Below are 17416 nucleotides of genomic sequence, written 5' to 3' on the forward strand. Positions count from 1 at the left end.
GCATGCTCGATATACGCGAACGAACGTTCTTTTTAGGAGACTCGCGATGGCAACCACCGCCGCACCACCGTCGGCCTGGCCCCGCGTCGGCGCGCTCGTGCTCCTGCTCACCGCGCTGCTCAGCGTCATGATGATCGCGTTCGCCTGGCCCGCGAGCCGGTCCACCGTGCACGACATCCCGATCGCCGTCGCCGGCCCGCCCGCCGCCACCGCGCAGGTCACCCAGCAGCTGACGGCGAAGCGCCCCGGCACCTTCGACGTGACCGTCGTCGGTGACACCGCCGCGGCGGAGCGCCTGATCCTCGACCGCGACGTCTACGGCGCCATCGACCTCTCCACCGGCCGCCCGCAGCTGATCATCGCCTCGGCCGCCAGCCCGGCCGTCGCCCAGGCCCTCCAGCAGGTCGCCCAGGCGCTCGGCGCCGCCGAGCCGGCGGTCCCGGTCCGCGACCTGGTCCCGCTGCCCGCCGACGACCCGCGCGGCTCCGGCCTGGCCGCCGGCGCGCTCCCGCTCGTCCTCGGTGGGATCGCGGCCGCGGGGCTGCTCACCACCCTCGTCGTCGGCGCCGGCCGGCGCCTCGCGGGCGCGCTCGCCTTCTCGGTCACCGGCGGGCTCGCGCTCGTCGCCATCCTGCAGTTCTGGCTCGGCTCGGTCGAGGGCTCCTACTGGCTCAACGCCGGCGCCGTCGCCCTCGGCATCGCCGCCACCGCCCTGACCATCCTCGGCCTGGAGTCCCTGCTCGGCCCGGCCGGCCTGGGCCTCGGCGCGGCGACCATGATGCTGCTGGGAAACCCGCTGTCGGGGCTGACCAGCGCCCCGGAGATGCTGCCGTCGGGCTGGGGCACCCTGGGTCAGTTCCTCCCGCCGGGGGCGGCCGGCTCCCTGCTGCGCAGCACCGCCTTCTTCGACGGCCACGCCGCCGCCGGGCACGTCTGGGTCCTGCTCGGCTGGGCGGCCTTCGGCCTGGTCCTCGCCGCCCTGGCGGCGCTGCGCACCAGTCGCCGCCCCGTCGCGGCGGAGCCGGCAGCTGACCTCGTGACCGTCTAGGTTCCTCTTCGCGGCCGGGCGAGGTGCTCCAGCGCCTCGCCCGGCCACCATCGCCGGGCCGTGCGGACCGGGGTGGTAAGAGTGGTGGTGACGTGTCTTTCCGGCTAGCCGTAAGGTCGCCGGGCTGCCGGGCTGGCACCGTTCAAGGTATGACGATCCGCTGCGTCATCGTCGACGACTCGGAACGCTTCAGGGCGGGGGCGAAGCGCCTGCTCACCGCTCAAGGCATTGCCGTGGTCGGGGATGCGGCGGACAGTCAGGGGGCGCTGCGGGCCATCGACGCACAGCGGCCGGATGTCGTGCTGGTGGACGTCGGCCTCGGGGCGGAGAGCGGGTTCGACCTCGCCGCCCGTATCGAGGAGAGCCCCGTCATCATGGTGTCGGCGTTCTCCGCGGAGGAGGTCGCCGACCTGCTCGCGGACAGCCGGGCGATCGGCTTCCTGCCGAAGGAGCGGCTGTCCGCCGCGGCGATCAAGTGCCTGCTGACGCAGCTTCGAGGAACGTGAGCACCGCCAGCACCCGGCGGTGCGTCTCGTCGGTCTCCGGCAGGTCGAGCTTGGTCAGGATCGACCTGACGTGCTTCTCCACGGTGCCCTCAGTGACCCACAGCTGCTTCGCCACCCCCGCGTTGGACCGGCCCTCCGCCATCAGCGCGAGCACCTCCCGCTCCCGGGGGCTCAGCACGTCGAGCGGGTCCCGCCGGCGGTGCGCCGCGACGAGCTCCTGCACCACCGCCGGGTCGACCACGGTCCCGCCGTCCTGCACCCGGTGCAGCGTCTCCAGGAACTCCTCGACATCGGTGATCCGGGTCTTCAGCAGGTACCCGATGCGCTCACCGCTGGCCAGCAGCTCGATCGCGTGCTCCACCTCGACGAACGCCGACAGCACGAGGATCGCCACCGTCGGGAACCGGCTCCTGATCTCCCGCGCCGCGGCCAGGCCCTCGTTGGTGTGCGTCGGCGGCATGCGGATGTCCACCACCGCGAGGTCGGGCTTGACCTCCTCGACCAGTCGCAGCAGGTGCGACCCGTCGTCGGCTACCCCGGCCACGGTGTACCCGTGACGGTCGAGCAGGCTGGCGAGGCCCTCTCGGAGCAGCACGTCATCGTCAGCGACCACCACAGATGTCATCAAATCCAACATATCCCCGCGTAAGGGGGTAACACACCCCCCATGCACGGGGGGTTGACGCTCCGCCTCGGGGTCACCTGCGCGCTGTTCACCTTGCTGATCAGCACGGCGTTCGCCGCCATCCTCCTGTCGGTCTACCAACTGCGCGAATCCGTCCTCGATGTCACCCGGGCCGAGCGGTCGGTCTCCGCCGCGACCACCCTCGAGCGGCTGCTGCTGGACGTCGAGGCCGGCCGCCGCGGCTTCGCGCTCACCCGTGACCCGGCGGTGCTCGTGCCGTGGAAGGCCGCGCAGGAGCAGATCCCCGCGCAGCAGCAGGAGCTGGCCGCGACCGTCGCCGGCGACCGCGCGCAGACCGCCCGCGTCGCCGTGCTCAACCTGGACATCACCAACTACCTCGACGACTACGCCGACCCCTCCATCGCCCTGGAGGAGGGGGCCGTGCCGAAGAACATCAGCCCTACGTCGGTCCTCGAGGGCCAGCGGCAGATCACCGCGCTGCGCCAGGAGTTCGACGAATTCGCCGCCGACCAGCGCAGCACCGTCGAACGCAGCCGCCGCGACGCGATGCTCGCCGGGCGGCGGGCCCTCCTCGCGGGAATCGGCGGCTTCACCACGGCCATGTTCGGCGTCGCGATCCTGACCCGTTCCCTCGCCGTGATGGTGGTGCGGCCACTGCGCCGGCTCGTCTCGGCGGCCGACGAGGTCGCCCGCGGCGACCTGAGCGTCCGCGTCGCCACCGACGGGGCGGTCGAGATCGGCAGCATGCAGCGCACGTTCAACTCGATGGTCGGCGCCCTGAGACGCAACCGCACCACGCTCAGCTCAGTGGCCGCAGAGCAGGCGGCACTGCGCCGGGTGGCGACCGTCGCGGCCAAGGGCAGGCCGGCGGTGGCCGTGTTCGGCGCCGTGACCGAGGAGGCCGGCAAGCTCTTCGGCGCCGACGCCACCGCCCTGGTCCGCTTCGAGCCCGACGGCGAAGGCACCATCCTGGCGACCTGGAGCGCCGACGCCGCGCACCGCATCTCGCCAGGCAAGATCGCGCTGGAGCGCGAGGGCGTGGCCGAGCGGGTGCTGCGCTCGGGCAAGCCGGTCCGCGTCGAAGGACCACCGAACACGGGCTTCCTCGCCCGGGAGTTCGGCGATCTCTCGGTCCGCTCCGCGATCGGCGCGCCGGTGCTCGTCGCCGGCCGTACGTGGGGCGTGCTGAAGGCCCTGTCGACCTGCGCCCGGCCGCTGCTGCAGCACGACGCCGCCCGCGCCGCCGAGTTCACCGACCTGGTCGCCAGCTCGATCGCCAGCTCGCAGGCCCGCGCCGACCTGACCGCCTCGCGGGCCAGGGTCGTCGCCGCGACCGACGAGAGCCGCCGCCAGATCGAACGCGACCTGCACGACGGCACCCAGCAGCGGCTGATCGCGCTGCTGCTGCAGCTGCGGGCGACCGAGGCGCAGGCCGACGGCGAGCTGCGGGAGCGGCTGTCGCACATCGGCGCCGACCTGGCCGAGGCGATCGACGAGCTGCGCGAGCTCGCCCGCGGCATCCACCCGTCGATCCTGTCCGACGGCGGGCTGGTGCCCGCGGTCAAGTCGCTGGGGCGCCGCTCGCCGGTGCCGGTGGAGGTCCGGTTCGACCTGCCCTCGCGGCTCGACACGACGATCGAGATCGGCGCGTACTACGTGGTCGCCGAGGCGCTCACCAACGCGGTCCGGCACGCCCGACCCACGCTGATCAGCGTCCGCGGGTCCGTCGCCGACGACCTCGACGGTCGCGCGCTGGAGTTCTCGATCGAGGACGACGGCGTCGGCGGCGCCGACCCGAACCTGGGCACCGGCCTGATCGGCCTCGGCGACCGGGTCGCCGCGCTCGGTGGCACGATGCACATCGCCAGCCGACCCGGTCACGGCACCAAGCTGTCCTGCAGAATCCCCCTGACGGACGCGTCCGGGGAGGGCTCCGGGGAGGGCTCCGGGAAGGGCTCCGGAAAGGGTGAGGCCAGTTGAGGACCGGGTAGCGGCCAGCCGGTATCTCCGGGTCCGGAAACCCGCAGGCCCGGACGCATGCTGGCGCAGATGCTTCGCCCCCTCACCCGAGCGACGGTGGACAGGACACCAACGACCTCTCCGAGGGGTGAGCCCCGATGACGACCTGCCTCGTCGACCCGGTTCTGTGCATGGCCCTGTTCGTCTCCGACACTCCCAACCACGCGGACCTGGACGACGCGACCGTCCGCGACACCGTCGACCGGACCCTCGATCAGCTCGGCCCCGACGAGTGCTACGCCCGCGCCGCCGAGGTCTTCGGTGACCGCCCCGAGGTGGCCCTGGACCGCATCCAGTGGGCCCGCACGCTGTGCACCCGCGCCCTGGCGGCCGTGTAGCTCCTCGTGCTCCTCAGTTCCCCGCAGGGATGGCGGCAGTGACCGCAGTGGCGGTCGCGGTGTCGCCGCTGACCGTGCCGACCACGGTCACGGTGTCGCCGACCTGCACGTCGCCGATCGAGCCGCCGCCGCTGACCGTCGTGGACGACGTCACCGCGAACGTGGTCGCGTGCCCGTCGGCGCTCTTCGCGGTGATCGAGCCGGCGCTCACCGCGGTGACCGTCCCGGTCTGCATGCGCCTCGTGACGTAGCCGCCGGCACCGTCCGAGGCGACGAAGTCGCCGTACATGACTCCGGAGAGCCCGCTGGCACCCCGCCCCATGCCGCCGCCTCCGCCCATCGCACCGCGCCCACCCTGGCCGTCCGGTGCCCCCTGACCGTCCTGCGCACCCGGCGCACCCGGCGCACCCTGTCATCGTGTCGCTCCCGGTCTCGGTCGGCCCGCTCCCGGAGGGCCGCTGGAAGCAACTCTCAGGTCCGTCCCTGTGCGCCCGGTCCGGCGAGGTTGGCAGCCACCTGTGAAAAGCGGCCACCTGTGAACTTTGGAAAGCGGAATGGCCACCCGTGGCGGCGGGTGGCCATTCCGAGCTCCTGCGGCGCGGCGGCTAGAAGTTGCCCGCCGAGTTGCACTTGTAGCCCTGGTCGAGGCAGTCCCGGACCCGCCGGGCCAGCTCCTCCGGCTCCCACGCGTTGAAGAAGTCCGCGTGCATCGAGTAGCCGTTGCCCGACGAGAGCGTGATCCCGGTGGTGTTGGTGTTCAGCGGGTACGCGATGACGAACGACACCGAGGGGATCGGCACCGGGTGCGACTTCGGGCAGGCGCCGGTGTAGTCGCCGTTGGCCATGTGGTCCTTGTGGTTCGGGCTGTCCAGGTGCACGCCGTCCCAGCAGTCGGGGAACGTGATCTGGCGGACCAGTTCGGCCGTCGGGGCGCAGACCGGGTACTCGCCGTCCGGCGTGCGGCCGGTGGCGCCGCCGATGCCCGCGCACCAGAAGTGGTTGCCCTGCTTGTCGGGCGTGTCCGTCTGGGTCTTCGCGTCGCCGGCGATCATCCGCAGGCCGGTCGGGAAGGGCTGCGTCTTGCTCGGGTCCTTGAGCCGCGAGCCGTAGTAGACGGTGACCGCGCCCTTCGGGTCGACGACCTTGCCGTTCTGGTACAGCGTCGGGATCCAGTACGCCGAGTGGTCACCGGTCGGGTTGCAGGTCGTGTTGCCCGCCAGCAGGCTCTCGGTGGTCGAGGCCGCGTCGGTGGTCTTGTTGCCGAAGAACGTGTGGTTGTGCGCGGCGCCGGTCAGGCCGGGGAAGACGATCGGGTCGTCGTTGTTGTGGTGGCTCACCGTGCACTGCGCGTTGAACTCGGGGACCTTCACCGGGTTGTTCGTGACCGGCTTCGGCTTCCGGGCGAAGAACGCGGCGGTGTCCGCGGCCTGCTTCGCCGGGTCGACGGTGGGCCAGCCGGTCTGCGGCGCCGGCGGTTTTCCCGAGGCGGAGGGCGATGCCGGAGCGGAGGGCGATGCCGGAGCGGTCGGCGAGCCGGGGACCGTCGCGGTCGGGGTCCGCTTGAACTGCAGCCAGTTGATGTTGATGAAGTCGCTCTGCTGGTCGCTCTTGAGCACGACGAAGACCGTCTGCTTGCCGGTCAGCGCCGTCGGGCTGACGGCGGTCTTCGTGGTCCACGTCTGCCAGCCACCGGTGTAGTTCACCGGGTAGCTGGCGAGCAGTTCGCCGGTCTGCGTGCCGGCGCGCAGCTCGACGGTGCCGCCGGCCCGGCTGGCCGCGGCGACCCGGACGCCGGCGGTCAGGGAGCCCGTCCCGCCGAGATCCACGCCGTCGTAGCGCATCCAGTCCCCGTTGGCGAGCCAGCCGACGTTCTTGCCGCCGCCGGTGTCACCGGTGTTCTCGGTCCTGGCGCCGGACTGGGCGCTCCATGCCTCGGCCTGCAGGAGCCCGGCGGTGTCGGCCTGCTCGGCGCCGGCGGTGGTGGTGACGATGACGGTCGTGGCGACCGCGCCGACGACCGGCACGGCGAGGAGCGCGAGCAAGGTGCGTCGTCTGGTCTGCCGCTGGGTCGGCATGAGCCCTCCGGAACGGGTCTGGTCGATGCGAGCACCGCGACCGTAGACAGCAGGAGAGCGCTCTCTCAAGCGTTCCGGGGAGATCTAAGTCGAACGTAAAGGTGGCCTAAAGCTCGGTCACGACCCGCAACGCGTGCGTCACCGTTTCGGCCATCGCCTGCCGCGCGGCCTTCAGGTACTTGCGCGGGTCGACCACGGCCGCGTCCTCCAGGGCCGACCGCACCGCACCGGTGAACGCGACGTTCAGCGCCGTGCCGATGTTGATCTTCACGAGGCCGCCGCGGACCGCCGCGCGCAGCTCGTCGTCGGGCACGCCCGAGGAGCCGTGCAGCACCAGCGGGACGGGCACCGCCGCCGCCAGGGAGGCGATGAGCGCGTGGTCCAGCGCCGCCGTCCGGGTCGTCATCGCGTGGCTCGACCCGACCGCGACGGCGAGCGCGTCGACGCCGGTCGCCGCCACGTACGCCGCCGCCTCCGCCGGGTCGGTCCGCACGCCGGGGGCGTGCGCGCCGTCCTTGCCGCCGACCTCGCCGAGCTCGCTCTCCACCCAGATCCCGGCCGCCCGGCCGCGCTCGGCCGCCGCTTTCGTCGCGGCCACGTTCGCCTCGAACGGCAGCTTCGACGCGTCGTACATCGCGGATCCGAACCCGTGCGCCGCGGCCTGGTCGAACAGCTCGTCGCTCTCCACGTGGTCGAGGTGCAGCCCCACCCGCACCGACGACAGCTCGGCGACCCGGCGGGCCGCGGCGGCGATCGGCGCCAGGCGCCCGCCGTGGAACTTGACCGCGTTCTCGCTGATCTGCAGCACCACGGGGCAGCCCGCCGTCTCCGCGCCCGCGACGATCGCCTCGGCGTGCTCGACGGTGATGACGTTGAACGCGCCGACGCCCACGTTCGCGCTGCGCGCCGCTTCGACGATCTCACCCGTGGGGCTGAACATGGACCCGTTCCTTCGTTGCTCGATAGTGGTTGATGTCGATCTCGCCGGCGAGCGGCGCGACGACGGCGGCCGACGCCAGGGCGACCGCGTCGGCGAGCAGATCCGGCCAGGGCGTGCCGTCCCGCAGCCCCCGGGCGAGGGCGGCCGCGCACGCGTCGCCCGCGCCGGTCGGGTTGCCGGTCACCACCTCGGGCGGCTGCGCGTGCCACGACCCTTCGGGCGTCCTCGCGATCAGCCCCCGCGGGCCGTGTGTCTCGACGACCGCCCGTTGCGGCGTCCGGATGTCGTGCAGCTCGGCCGCGTTGGGCTTCACGATGTCCGGGCCGGCCTCGCCGCCGAGCCGGAGGGCGTCGCCGCTGGAGTCGAGGACGCTGCGGCAGGTGTACCGGCGTGCCAGCCCGACCAGCGTCGCGTACGCGTCCGTCGGCAGCCCCTGCGGCAGCGACCCGGACAGCACCACCACGTCGGCGTCCTTGACGAGCGCCGCGTAGTGCTCCTGGAACGCGCCCCACTCGTCCGGGGTGACAGTCGGGCCGGGCTCCCACAGCCCCGTCGCGTCGGTCCGGTCGACGACCGTCACGGTCCGCCGCGTCTCCCCGCCGATGGCCGTGAAGCTGTGCGGCACCGCAGTCCTGGCGGCGACGGCCGCGCCCGTCGCCCCGCCGAGCAGCCCGGTCGCGAGGACCGGCTCACCGAGTGCGTGCAGCACCGCGGCGACGTTGAGCCCCTTGCCGCCGGCCCGCTCCCGCACCGCCGTGACGCGGTGCGTGGCGTGCGGCACCAGCGTGTCCACGGTGTACGTGACGTCGAGCGCCGGGTTCAGCGTCACCGTGAGGATCATGGCTGGGTCAGGATCACGGACCGGGTCAGCAGCCGCGGCCGGTCCGGGTCGAGGCCCTTGTGCTCCGCGAGCGCGACGGCGAAGCGCTGCGCCAGCACGAGCTGGGCCAGTGGGTCGAGGCCGTTGCGCACGGGAGTGGCACCGGCGCCGCGGATCGTGTCGTCAAGGGCCTCGGGCACTTCGCCGAACGCCCACACCAGGCTCTTCGGCCCGGCGACCGCGACCGGGCCGTGCCGGTAGTCCATCGCCGGGTAGGACTCCGACCAGGCCTGCGCGGCCTCGCGGACCTTGAGCGCCGCCTCGTGGGCGAGCCCGACGGTCCAGCCGGTGCCGAGGAACACCAGGTGCTCGACGTCGTGCACGTCTCCCGGCAGCTCCGCGGCCAGCGCCGCTTCGCCGTCCGCGACCAGGTGCGACAGGTCCTCGCCGTACGCGTGGCGGGCCACCGCCAGCAGCGTCGTCGGGAACCGGGTCTGCACGACGCTGCGCTCGTCGGCGAAGTCCAGCAGGATCCGCTCGTCGACCAGGTCGTCGACCGGCTCCCCGTCCACCGCCGTCACCGCCACCCGGTGCGTGCCCTCCGGCAGGCGCCGCAGCGCGTCCAGCACCTCCGTCGAGGTGCCCGACCTGGTGAGGGCGATGACCCGGTCGTACCGGCGGCGCGGCACGAACTCGGACGCGCACACGGCGTCGGTCTCGCCGAAGCCGCCGGCCTCGCGCAGCTCGGCCAGGCTCTGCGCCATGAACCACGACGTGCCGCACCCCAGGACCAGGGTGCGCTCGCCCTGTCCCGTGAGCGCGCGCCCGTCGACGCCCGCCGCTCGCGCCCAGGTCTCGGGCTGGCTGGCGATCTCCCTCGCGGTGTCCGTCATGCTCACCAGGGTTGCGTGATTCTTGTCCGTCTCACAAGCTATCTTGCACAAGTGGACATTCTGAACTGCGCGTTTTGTGTGGCTGTCACGTTTCGTGTGGCCGTCGCGTCTCGTGTGGCCGTCGCGTTTCGTGTGGCCGTCGCGTGAGCCGCCGGCGTGCCGACCGTGTCTCGGCGATCCTCTCCCGCGTCTCGGGCAGCGGCTCCATCGACGCCGGCGCCCTCGCCTCGGAGTTCGGCGTCTCCACCGCCACGATCCGCCGCGACCTGCAGACGCTCGAGGACCAGAAGCTCCTCGCCCGCACCCACGGCGGCGCGGTCGCCACGTCCCCGTCCCTCGCCGAGCTCCCGGTCCGCTACCGAACCGGCCAGCACCGCGAGGCCAAGGCCCGCATCGCTCAGCGCGCCTTCGACCTGCTCCCGCACGGCCCGCTCACCCTGGGCCTCACCGGCGGCACCACCACCCACCTGCTCGCCCGGCTCCTGGCGGCCCGCGTCGACCTGACCGTCGTCACCAACGCCGTCAACATCGCCGCCGAGCTGGCGCTGCGCCCCCGGCTGAAGCTCATCATGACCGGCGGCGTGACCCGGACCCAGTCCTACGAGCTCGTCGGCCCCATCGCCGACCGCACCCTGAACGGCCTCCACCTGCAGGTGGCCGTCATCGGCGTCGACGGCATCACCGCCGCCGGCGGCCTCACCACCCACGACGACATCGAGGCCCACACCAACGCCACGATGCTCCGCCGCGCCGCCCGGGTCATCGTCGTCGCCGACGGCTCGAAGATCGGCCGCGACTGCCTGGCCACCATCGCCCCGCTGGCAGAGGTCTCCACCCTGATCACCGACTCCGCCGCCGACCCCGCCGAGCTCGCCGCCATCCGCGCCACCGGCATCGACGTCATCTGCGCCTGACCCGCTCACCCGGCCACGAACGCCGGCCACGCCCGCTACCTGCCGTCGATCGCCCGCGCGTAGCGCCTGGTCGTGATGCTGGAGTTGGCGCGCCACGGACCGGGGCGCCGGGCAGCTCGGCGACCCAGCGTGCGTGGGGTTGCTCGCAGATCCTGCGGCGTCATGTCACCGAGGCCGGCTGCCTTGACCGCGACCCGGAATCAGCAGCGCCTCACCGACGCAACCGAAAGGTTGCCATCTGTTCCGGAGTGTGCAACCGTTGGGTTGCTACGGAGGATCGGAGACAGGGGGAGAGATGATCGACCACAAGGTCGGGACGCGCGAGGAGTGGCTGGCGGCACGGCTGGAGCTGCTCGAGGCCGAGAAGGAGCTCACCCGGCGCGGCGACGCCGTGGCCCGGCAGCGGCAGGAGCTGCCGTGGGTGCGGGTCGACAAGGAGTACCGCTTCGACACCGAGGACGGGCCGGCGACCCTCGCCGACCTGTTCCGCGGCAACTCGCAGCTGCTGGTCTACCACTTCATGTTCGGGCCGGACTACACCGCGGGCTGCCCGTCGTGCTCCTCGATCGCGGACGGCTTCAACGGGTCCGTCGTCCACCTCGCGAACCACGACGTGACGCTGCATGCCGTGTCGCAGGCGCCGCTGGCGAAGCTGCTGGCGTACCGGGAGCGGATGGGCTGGACGTTCCCGTGGGCGTCGTCGGCCGGCAGCGACTTCAACTACGACTTCCGGGTGACGCACTCCGCCGAGGAGTGGCGGTCCGGCAGCGTCGAGTACAACTACCGGCAGATGGACGTCCGGCCGCCGGAGTCCGGGGAGATGCGCCCCGACCTGCTCGAGCTCGCCGGCGGGGTCGGCGTCGACTGGTCCACCTATCGGCAGCAGGGCCCGGGCCTGAGCGCGTTCGTGCGCGACGAGGACGGCGTCGTCCACCACACGTACTCCACCTACGAGCGCGGCGTGGACGGGGTCTGGGGCATGTACCAGTGGCTCGACCGGGCGCCGCTGGGGCGCAACGAGACCGGCATCTGGTGGCGGCGCAGGGACGAGTACTGACCCGCTGGGCGCTCAGGGCCGCGCTTCGTAAGCGGCCCGGCTCGCCTCGATGTGCGGGACGTGCTCGATGGCCCAGCCGGCGAGGGCGAGCGCGGGTGCGATGAGGCTCTTGCCGGTCGCGGTCAGCGTGTACTCGACGCGGGGCGGGACCTCGGCGTGCACCGTCCGGGCGACCAGGCCGTCGCGCTCCAGGTGCCGCAGCGTCAGGGTCAGCATCCGCTGGGAGATGCCCGGGATCTGCTGGTGCAGGTCGGTGAAGCGGAGCGTCCCCTGGTCGAGGGTGGCCACGATCAGCAGGGTCCACTTGTTGCAGATCTGGTCGAGGATCGCGCGGATCGTCCGGCCGCCGTCGCCCCGGATCATGCAGGTGTGCTCGTACTCGGACATGACCATCCCTTGTGCGTCACGCACACGCGTGTGCCTTTTGTAAGCCCCTCAATAGTGACGCACCATGTGGTCACTTACGACTCGTAACCATCCTGGTGAGGGGCGCACATGGAGATCGCGTACTGGATCGTCGGCGGGCTGCTCGCGGTGTTCTACCTGTACGCCGGCGGCAAGAAGATCGCGCAGAGCCAGGAGCGGCTGCTGCCGATGATGGGCTGGGTCGACCGGGTGCCGATGCCGCTGGTCCGGACGATCGGCGTGCTGGAGGTCCTCGGGGCGGTGGGCCTGATCCTGCCGCGGCTGACCGGGATCGCGCCGTGGCTGGCCGTCGCGGCGGCGGCGGGCCTGGTGCTGATCCAGGTCGGCGGCATCGCGGTGCACCTGTCGCGCGGCGAGGCCCGGCTGATCGGGCTCAACATCGGCCTGCTCGTCGCCGCGGCGGCGGCCGTCTGGCTCGCCATGTGACATCGCCACCCCTGCCGGGCGATGACGTGGTCGGCGCACGGGTGAACCGTGGGGTGGGACAAGCCGAGAAGGAGGGACACATGGCGACGTTCTCAGCGAGACACGGCGGTGCGGTCCAGAAGTCGTCGCCGGCGGCGGCCGTACCGTTCCGGCAGACCTTGGTGCTCGGCCTGGCCACCGCCCTGTTCGGGATCGTGGTGCTCGTCTGGCCGGGCGAGACCCTGAGGGTCCTCGGTGCGCTGGTCGGCATCTGGCTGCTCGTCGCGGGCGTGATGCGGCTCGCGGCGGTCCTCACCGACCATCAGGCGGTGGGCCGGCGGTTGATGGGCGGCGTGGTGGGCGCGGCGATGGTGGTGGTCGGCATCGCGTGCCTGCGCGACGTCATCGCCGGCGTGGTGGCCCTCGCACTGATCGTCGGGCTGGCCTGGCTGCTGACCGGCCTGTCGGAGATCGGCATCGGCCTGATGACGCACGGCAGGACGCGGGTGTGGCTCACGACCATGGGCGTGGCCTCGCTGGTCATCGGGCTCGTGTTCGTCGTGTGGCCGGGCGCCACGCTCACCGCGATGGTGCTGCTGACCGGGATCAGTGCGCTGGTGATCGGGTGCGCGGAGATCGCGTGCGCCTTCGTCATGCGCCGCGATGCCGCCGCCACGGTCCGGTAGGTGCGAGAAAGGCGGCCGCTCTCCGGTGGGGGAGCGGCCGCCGCGCTATTTCGTCTCCGACTTACGGGTGTGTGACCGGCTCGGCGTCTTCGCGGGCGTCGTCCGCGCGCTGCTGCTGCCGGTCGGCTCTTCGTCCTCGTCGCCCTGCAGGACCTTCATGATCCTGGGGGCCAGCGCGTCCGCCAGGGCGGGTGCGAGCGCGTCGGCGAGCACCCCGGCGAGGGCCTCGGCGACGAGCAGCCGCTCCAGCGTCGATCCGCCCCGTGCCATGCCGCCCCGCGACATGCCGGCCCGGACGCTTTCCATCAGGCCTCCGGCCACCGGGCTGCGCCCCCGGGCGGCGGTCTTCGCGGCGTGCCCCTGGTCGGCGCTGTCGAGGATGTCCAGGATCAGCTCGTCGATGAGCGCCTCGACGTGCTGTGGCTGGTCGGGATCGTGTGGTGATTCAGCCGCCACGGTGGGTGCCTCCCTTGGAATCGGCGAACGTCCCGTCCCCTGCCGCGGTGCGGCCGGGGACGGGACCGGGGATGGTGGGTCAGCTGCGCGCCATCAGCGCGGCCAGCAGGAGTGGGTGCTCAATGATGTTCTTGCCCCGCCGCTTCCGCGAAGCGAGCGCGGCGAGCAGCAGCGGGTTCTCGATGATGCTGCCTTCGCTCTCCTCGCCGCGGCGCCGGGCGAGCGCGGCGAGCAGCAGCGGGTTCTCGATGATGCTGCCTTCGCCCTCCTCGCCGCGGCGCCGGGCGAGCGCCGCGAGAAGCAGCGGGTGCTCGATCATGCTCTCACTGTCGTCCTCGCGGCGGCGCCGGGCGAGTGCGGCGAGCAGCAGCGGGTTCTCGATCATGCTGCCTTCGCCCTCCTCGCCGCGGCGCCGGGCGAGCGCCGCGAGAAGCAGCGGGTGCTCGAAGATGCCTTCGCCGCGCTCCTCGCGGCGGGACATGAGCGCCGCCAGCAGCAGCGGGTGCAGCGGGCTTTCCTCCTCGCGCTCACCGGTCTCGGTGCGGCCACGCTCGGCGGTGGAACTGGTCATGGGTGCTCCCTGATCAGCGATCCGTCGTCACGGGCCATGGCGTCGGCCCGTGCGCTTACGAGTTCCAGATTCCGGTGGTGCACGACCAGGCACCCCACCCTGACGGCATGACAGTTCAAAGAGGTCAGGCCGGCCTGTGGCTGGCCCCGTGCTGGCGTCGTTGTGGTGGAATCGTCGGCGTGACCGTTGCGATCCTGGCCCGAGGGCAGAACACGGCGTTGCCGGTGGCGGCGTCGTACACCGTGGAAGTCAGCCACTCGACGGGACCTGAGGTCGACCTGGTCGCCTTCCTCCTGGACGAGACCGGTCGCGCCCCCGGCGACGAGGCGATGGTCTTCTACAACCAGCCCGGCGGGGCGGGGGCGCGATGGGTGCCACCGCAGACCGTCGCCGGCGTCACCCGGCACCGCCTCGAGGTCACCCCGGGCGGCTGGTCGGGCACCACGGTCCGGGTCAGGATCGGCCTGACCGTCGCCGATGGCACCTTCGCCGCGGTGCCGGGGCTGCGCGCTTCGGTGCACGGTCCGTCCGGCGAGCTGTACGCCCTCGACCTCGGCACCCCCGACGTCCAGGACGCCCTCATCGTCGGCGACGTCTACCGCCACCGCGACGCGATCAAGGTCCGCTGCGTCGGCGACGGCTTCACCGACGGCCTGCGCGGCCTGGTCACCGACGCCGGCCTGACGGTCGACGACGAGCCCGCGGCTCCGGTCGGGTTCGCGCCGCCACCTGCTCCGGCCGCTTCGGTCGGTTTCGCGCCGCCGCCTCCGGCCGCGGCCGCGGTCGGGTTCGCGCCGCCGCCTGCCCCGCCGCCTGCGGCCGCGGCTCCGGTCGGGTTCGCGCCGCCGCCTGCCCCGTCGCCTGCGGCGCCGGTCGGCCTCACGAAGGCCAAGCAGATCAGCCTCGCCAAGCCCGCGTCCGGTGCGTCGAGCGTCGACCTGCGCAAGTACGCCGTCGCCGTCTCCCTCGTCAAGAGCGGCCTCGACGGCCGCACGTTCCGTGTCGTGCTGGCCATCGACTGCAGCGGCTCGACGAAGAAGCTCTTCCGCACCGGCGTCATGCAGCGCTCCCTGGAGCGGATGGTCGTGATCGCCGACCTCCTCGACGACAACGGTGAGATGGAGGTGTGGTTCTTCGGCGACTACCCGGTCCGCTCCGCCCCGGTCCGCGTCGCCGGCGCCCACGACTACCTCGACCGCCAGGCCGCCGACAAGAAGCGCGCGGAGGGCGGGAACTTCGAGCCCCGCGTCATGAAGGAGATCCTGGACTGGACCGCCGCCGAGCCGTCACCCCACCCGACGCTCGTGCTGTTCTGGTCCGACGGCGGCGTCCACGCGGAGAAGCAGATCACCGAGCTGCTGGTCCGTTCGAGCGATCGCCCCGTGTACTGGATGTTCCTCGGCCTCGGCGTGGCCGACTACGGCGTCCTCGCCCGCCTCGACAACGTCCGCGGCGGCCTGGTCGACAACGCGGGCTTCATCCCGATCGACGACATCGACCAGTTCTCCGACGACGACCTGTACGGCCAGATCTTCAGCTTCGTCAGCCGCTGGCACACCGCCGCCGCGGCGGCCCGCATCCTGCCCGCCTAGAGAGCCGGCGGCAACCGTAAGCACCCGGTAAGCACGCGGAGGCTGGCCGCGCGGAACGGGTGGCCGGTTCACTGAGGCGCATGAGATGGAAGCTGGTCGTCGTCGTCCTCGTCGCCGTGCTGGGGTTCGGCCTGTACTGGTTCGCGCCGTGGCGCCTGTTCACCGACACCACCGTCCACGAGGCCCTGACCGCGCCGACCGCGACAGGTCAGGTCGCGACGGATCAGGTGCAGAGCAGCGCCGGCGCGACGCAGAGCGGCACCGCCGCGGCGCCGGTCGTCGTGGCGACCGGCACGTTCGTCACGCACGAGCACGCCACGACGGGGACGGCGCGCCTGGTGCGGGCGGCCGACGGCACCCACCGCCTGGAGATCGCCGGGCTGAGCACCTCCGACGGGCCGGACCTGCGGGTCTGGCTCACCGACCAGACGGTCGTCGCGGGCAAGGACGGCTGGCGGGTCTTCGACGACGGCCGGTACGTCGAGCTGGGCAAGCTCAAGGGCAACAAGGGCGACCAGGCCTACGCGATCCCCGCCGGCGCCGACCTCGCGAGCCTGCGCTCGGTGACGATCTGGTGCAAGCGCTTCTCCGTGTCGTTCGGGGCGGCGCAGCTCGCCTAGGCTGCTCAGTTGTGACGATCCGGGTCCTCATCGCCGACGACCAGCCGATGGTCCGCGACGGGCTGCGGCGGATCCTCGGCGCCGAGCCCGATCTGGACGTGGTCGCCGAGGCGGCCGACGGGGTCGAGGCGCTGCGGTTGGCCCGCGAGCTCACGCCCGACGTGGCGCTGCTCGACATCCGGATGCCGCGGATGGACGGGCTGACCGTCACCCGGCACCTCGCCGGCGGCCCGACCCGGGTCGTCGTGGTGACCACGTTCGACCTCGACGAGTACGTGTACCCGGCGCTGCGCGACGGCGCGTCCGGCTTCCTGCTGAAGCGGTCCGGCCCGGCGCTGCTGGCCGAGGCGGTCCGCGCCGCGTACGCCGGAGACAGCCTGATCAGCCCGTCGATCACGGTGCGGCTGCTGAAGCACGTCACGGGGCCCCGCCCGGCCCGGCCCGCGCCGGTCGAGGCACTCACCGAACGGGAGCTGGAGGTGGCCGCCCACGTCGGCGCGGGCCGGACCAACGCGGAGATCGGCGCCGAGCTGTTCATCTCCGCCGGCACGGTGAAGACCCACGTCGCCGCCATCCAGCGCAAACTCGGCGTCCGTAACCGCGTCGGCATCGCCGTCTGGGCCTGGGACACCGGCACCGTGGCGTGACACGGCCGCGCCGGCCCGCCGCCCGGTGCGTCAGGTGACGAGCCGGTCGGCCCAGGTGGACGGGTCGACGGGAGTGCGGGACACCCGGATGCCCTCGGCGATCGTCAGGATCGTCGGGCTCGTGTACGTGCCGGTGCCCGCGACATGGACCCGCAGCCCGTCGGCGTCGGGGAACTCGACCGAGGGGCGGAACCTGTTGTCGGTGAAGACGGCCGCGGGGTGGCCGGCGATGGTCAGGGTGGGTGCGGCCGAGGTGCCGGACAGTCCGGCGCGCATCATCGAGATCTCGGCGCGGTCGACGGTGTTCTCCCCGGCCCAGAGGGTGGCGGAGAGCAGCCGGCCGGGGAGATCGCGGCCGGCGAGGGTGGTTTCGCAGTCGAGGAGCCCGGCGCCGGCGGGGAGCGCGGTGAGCTGGACGGGGGCGGTGCAGCGCAGCGTGGTGTCCAGGCGGACACGGGCCCTGATCCGCGCGGCGTCCTCGGTGGCGGCGTCCTCGGCGAAGAGCTGCGTCCACACGCCGGGGACCGGCTGCCAGCGCTGGTAGTAGAAGCGCTGCATGGGGCCGGTAGGGAAGACGAAGAGGCCGTCGCGCCACCAGGAGGTGTTGGCGTTGACCAGCATCCGGCGGACGTAGATGTCGGGGCGCTCCGCCGCCGGCACCCGCCGCCACTGCACGAACGTCTTGGCCAGGACCTCCTGGACCAGGTTGTCGGCCCGGTGCTCGTCGCCGGTCAGCAGCCGGGCGAAGCGCACCAGG

General features: G+C 72.6%; 21 protein-coding genes. 11 read left to right on the forward strand and 10 right to left on the reverse strand.

All coding sequences use genetic code 11. The features are described 5' to 3' along the window. Positions 1-46 precede the first annotated feature (46 nt). Entirely contained in the window at positions 47-1048 is a 1002-nt protein-coding gene (locus ACFY3L_RS45560; RefSeq protein WP_389339563.1) for a hypothetical protein, read from the forward strand. Positions 1049-1197: 149 nt separating this feature from the next. Then, on the forward strand, positions 1198-1554 hold the full coding sequence (locus tag ACFY3L_RS45565) for a response regulator transcription factor (protein WP_389339564.1): 357 nt from the start codon (positions 1198-1200) through the stop codon (positions 1552-1554). On the opposite strand, the gene ACFY3L_RS45570 is transcribed toward ACFY3L_RS45565, so the two are convergent. Further along, positions 1520-2179 (reverse strand): response regulator, encoded by a 660-nt coding sequence (locus tag ACFY3L_RS45570; RefSeq protein ID WP_389339566.1) that lies wholly within the window; start codon positions 2177-2179, stop codon positions 1520-1522. The genes ACFY3L_RS45565 and ACFY3L_RS45570 overlap by 35 nt on opposite strands. 42 nt (positions 2180-2221) lie before the next feature. Here ACFY3L_RS45570 and ACFY3L_RS45575 point away from each other — a divergent pair, with 42 nt between their 5' ends. After that, the gene (locus ACFY3L_RS45575) at positions 2222-4180 is read left to right on the forward strand and encodes a CHASE3 domain-containing protein (RefSeq protein ID WP_389339568.1); all 1959 of its coding nucleotides are present in this window, start codon (positions 2222-2224) and stop codon (positions 4178-4180) included. 137 nt (positions 4181-4317) lie between these two features. Then, positions 4318-4557: a hypothetical protein gene (locus ACFY3L_RS45580; protein WP_389339570.1), complete on the forward strand. Its 240-nt coding sequence runs from the start codon at positions 4318-4320 to the stop codon at positions 4555-4557. A gap of 13 nt (positions 4558-4570) precedes the next feature. On the opposite strand, the gene ACFY3L_RS45585 is transcribed toward ACFY3L_RS45580, so the two are convergent. From ACFY3L_RS45585 to ACFY3L_RS45605, 5 genes are all read right to left on the reverse strand, one after another. Continuing rightward, the gene (locus tag ACFY3L_RS45585; protein ID WP_389339572.1) at positions 4571-4879 is read right to left on the reverse strand and encodes a hypothetical protein; all 309 of its coding nucleotides are present in this window, start codon (positions 4877-4879) and stop codon (positions 4571-4573) included. A gap of 283 nt (positions 4880-5162) precedes the next feature. After that, on the reverse strand, positions 5163-6632 hold the full coding sequence (locus ACFY3L_RS45590) for a DUF1996 domain-containing protein (protein WP_389339574.1): 1470 nt from the start codon (positions 6630-6632) through the stop codon (positions 5163-5165). Positions 6633-6738: 106 nt separating this feature from the next. Then, complete coding sequence (locus ACFY3L_RS45595) at positions 6739-7572, reverse strand: ketose-bisphosphate aldolase (protein ID WP_389339576.1); 834 nt, start codon at positions 7570-7572, stop codon at positions 6739-6741. Next, positions 7553-8401, reverse strand: a complete 849-nt coding sequence (locus tag ACFY3L_RS45600) for a 1-phosphofructokinase family hexose kinase (RefSeq protein ID WP_389339578.1) — start codon at positions 8399-8401, stop codon at positions 7553-7555. The genes ACFY3L_RS45595 and ACFY3L_RS45600 overlap by 20 nt, the downstream gene beginning before the upstream one ends. An 8-nt stretch (positions 8402-8409) precedes the next feature. Further along, positions 8410-9285, reverse strand: coding sequence for an SIS domain-containing protein (locus tag ACFY3L_RS45605; RefSeq protein ID WP_389339580.1), 876 nt, complete (start codon positions 9283-9285; stop codon positions 8410-8412). A 143-nt stretch (positions 9286-9428) separates the two neighbouring features. On the opposite strand from ACFY3L_RS45605, the gene ACFY3L_RS45610 reads away from it, so the two are divergent. Further along, positions 9429-10199 carry a DeoR/GlpR family DNA-binding transcription regulator gene (locus ACFY3L_RS45610; RefSeq protein ID WP_389339582.1) on the forward strand — a complete coding sequence of 257 codons (771 nt, stop codon included), beginning with the start codon at positions 9429-9431 and terminating at the stop codon, positions 10197-10199. Positions 10200-10494: 295 nt separating this feature from the next. Beyond that, positions 10495-11256, forward strand: coding sequence for a DUF899 domain-containing protein (locus tag ACFY3L_RS45615; protein WP_389339584.1), 762 nt, complete (start codon positions 10495-10497; stop codon positions 11254-11256). A 12-nt stretch (positions 11257-11268) separates the two neighbouring features. Here the strand turns inward: ACFY3L_RS45615 and ACFY3L_RS45620 are convergent, their stop codons facing one another. Further along, positions 11269-11643 (reverse strand): winged helix-turn-helix transcriptional regulator, encoded by a 375-nt coding sequence (locus tag ACFY3L_RS45620; protein ID WP_389339586.1) that lies wholly within the window; start codon positions 11641-11643, stop codon positions 11269-11271. A gap of 108 nt (positions 11644-11751) precedes the next feature. On the opposite strand from ACFY3L_RS45620, the gene ACFY3L_RS45625 reads away from it, so the two are divergent. Then, positions 11752-12108: a DoxX family protein gene (locus ACFY3L_RS45625; protein WP_389339588.1), complete on the forward strand. Its 357-nt coding sequence runs from the start codon at positions 11752-11754 to the stop codon at positions 12106-12108. A gap of 80 nt (positions 12109-12188) precedes the next feature. After that, positions 12189-12773 carry an HdeD family acid-resistance protein gene (locus ACFY3L_RS45630; protein WP_389339590.1) on the forward strand — a complete coding sequence of 195 codons (585 nt, stop codon included), beginning with the start codon at positions 12189-12191 and terminating at the stop codon, positions 12771-12773. Positions 12774-12818: 45 nt separating this feature from the next. On the opposite strand, the gene ACFY3L_RS45635 is transcribed toward ACFY3L_RS45630, so the two are convergent. Continuing rightward, positions 12819-13229, reverse strand: coding sequence for a hypothetical protein (locus ACFY3L_RS45635; protein ID WP_389339592.1), 411 nt, complete (start codon positions 13227-13229; stop codon positions 12819-12821). A 79-nt stretch (positions 13230-13308) separates the two neighbouring features. Then, positions 13309-13800 (reverse strand): hypothetical protein, encoded by a 492-nt coding sequence (locus ACFY3L_RS45640; protein ID WP_389339594.1) that lies wholly within the window; start codon positions 13798-13800, stop codon positions 13309-13311. Between the two features lie 179 nt (positions 13801-13979). Here ACFY3L_RS45640 and ACFY3L_RS45645 point away from each other — a divergent pair, with 179 nt between their 5' ends. The 3 genes from ACFY3L_RS45645 to ACFY3L_RS45655 are packed head-to-tail and all read left to right on the forward strand — an operon-like array spanning position 13980 to position 16659. Next, positions 13980-15392, forward strand: coding sequence for a VWA domain-containing protein (locus ACFY3L_RS45645; RefSeq protein ID WP_389339596.1), 1413 nt, complete (start codon positions 13980-13982; stop codon positions 15390-15392). 59 nt (positions 15393-15451) lie between these two features. Then, the gene (locus ACFY3L_RS45650) at positions 15452-16012 is read left to right on the forward strand and encodes a DM13 domain-containing protein (RefSeq protein ID WP_389339598.1); all 561 of its coding nucleotides are present in this window, start codon (positions 15452-15454) and stop codon (positions 16010-16012) included. Positions 16013-16023: 11 nt separating this feature from the next. Beyond that, positions 16024-16659, forward strand: coding sequence for a response regulator transcription factor (locus tag ACFY3L_RS45655; protein WP_360559909.1), 636 nt, complete (start codon positions 16024-16026; stop codon positions 16657-16659). A 30-nt stretch (positions 16660-16689) separates the two neighbouring features. On the opposite strand, the gene ACFY3L_RS45660 is transcribed toward ACFY3L_RS45655, so the two are convergent. Then, complete coding sequence (locus ACFY3L_RS45660; protein WP_389339600.1) at positions 16690-17412, reverse strand: hypothetical protein; 723 nt, start codon at positions 17410-17412, stop codon at positions 16690-16692. Positions 17413-17416: the final 4 nt, after the last annotated feature.

It is taken from the genome of Dactylosporangium sp. NPDC000521 (assembly GCF_042898305.1).
Lineage (GTDB): Bacteria > Actinomycetota > Actinomycetes > Mycobacteriales > Micromonosporaceae > Dactylosporangium.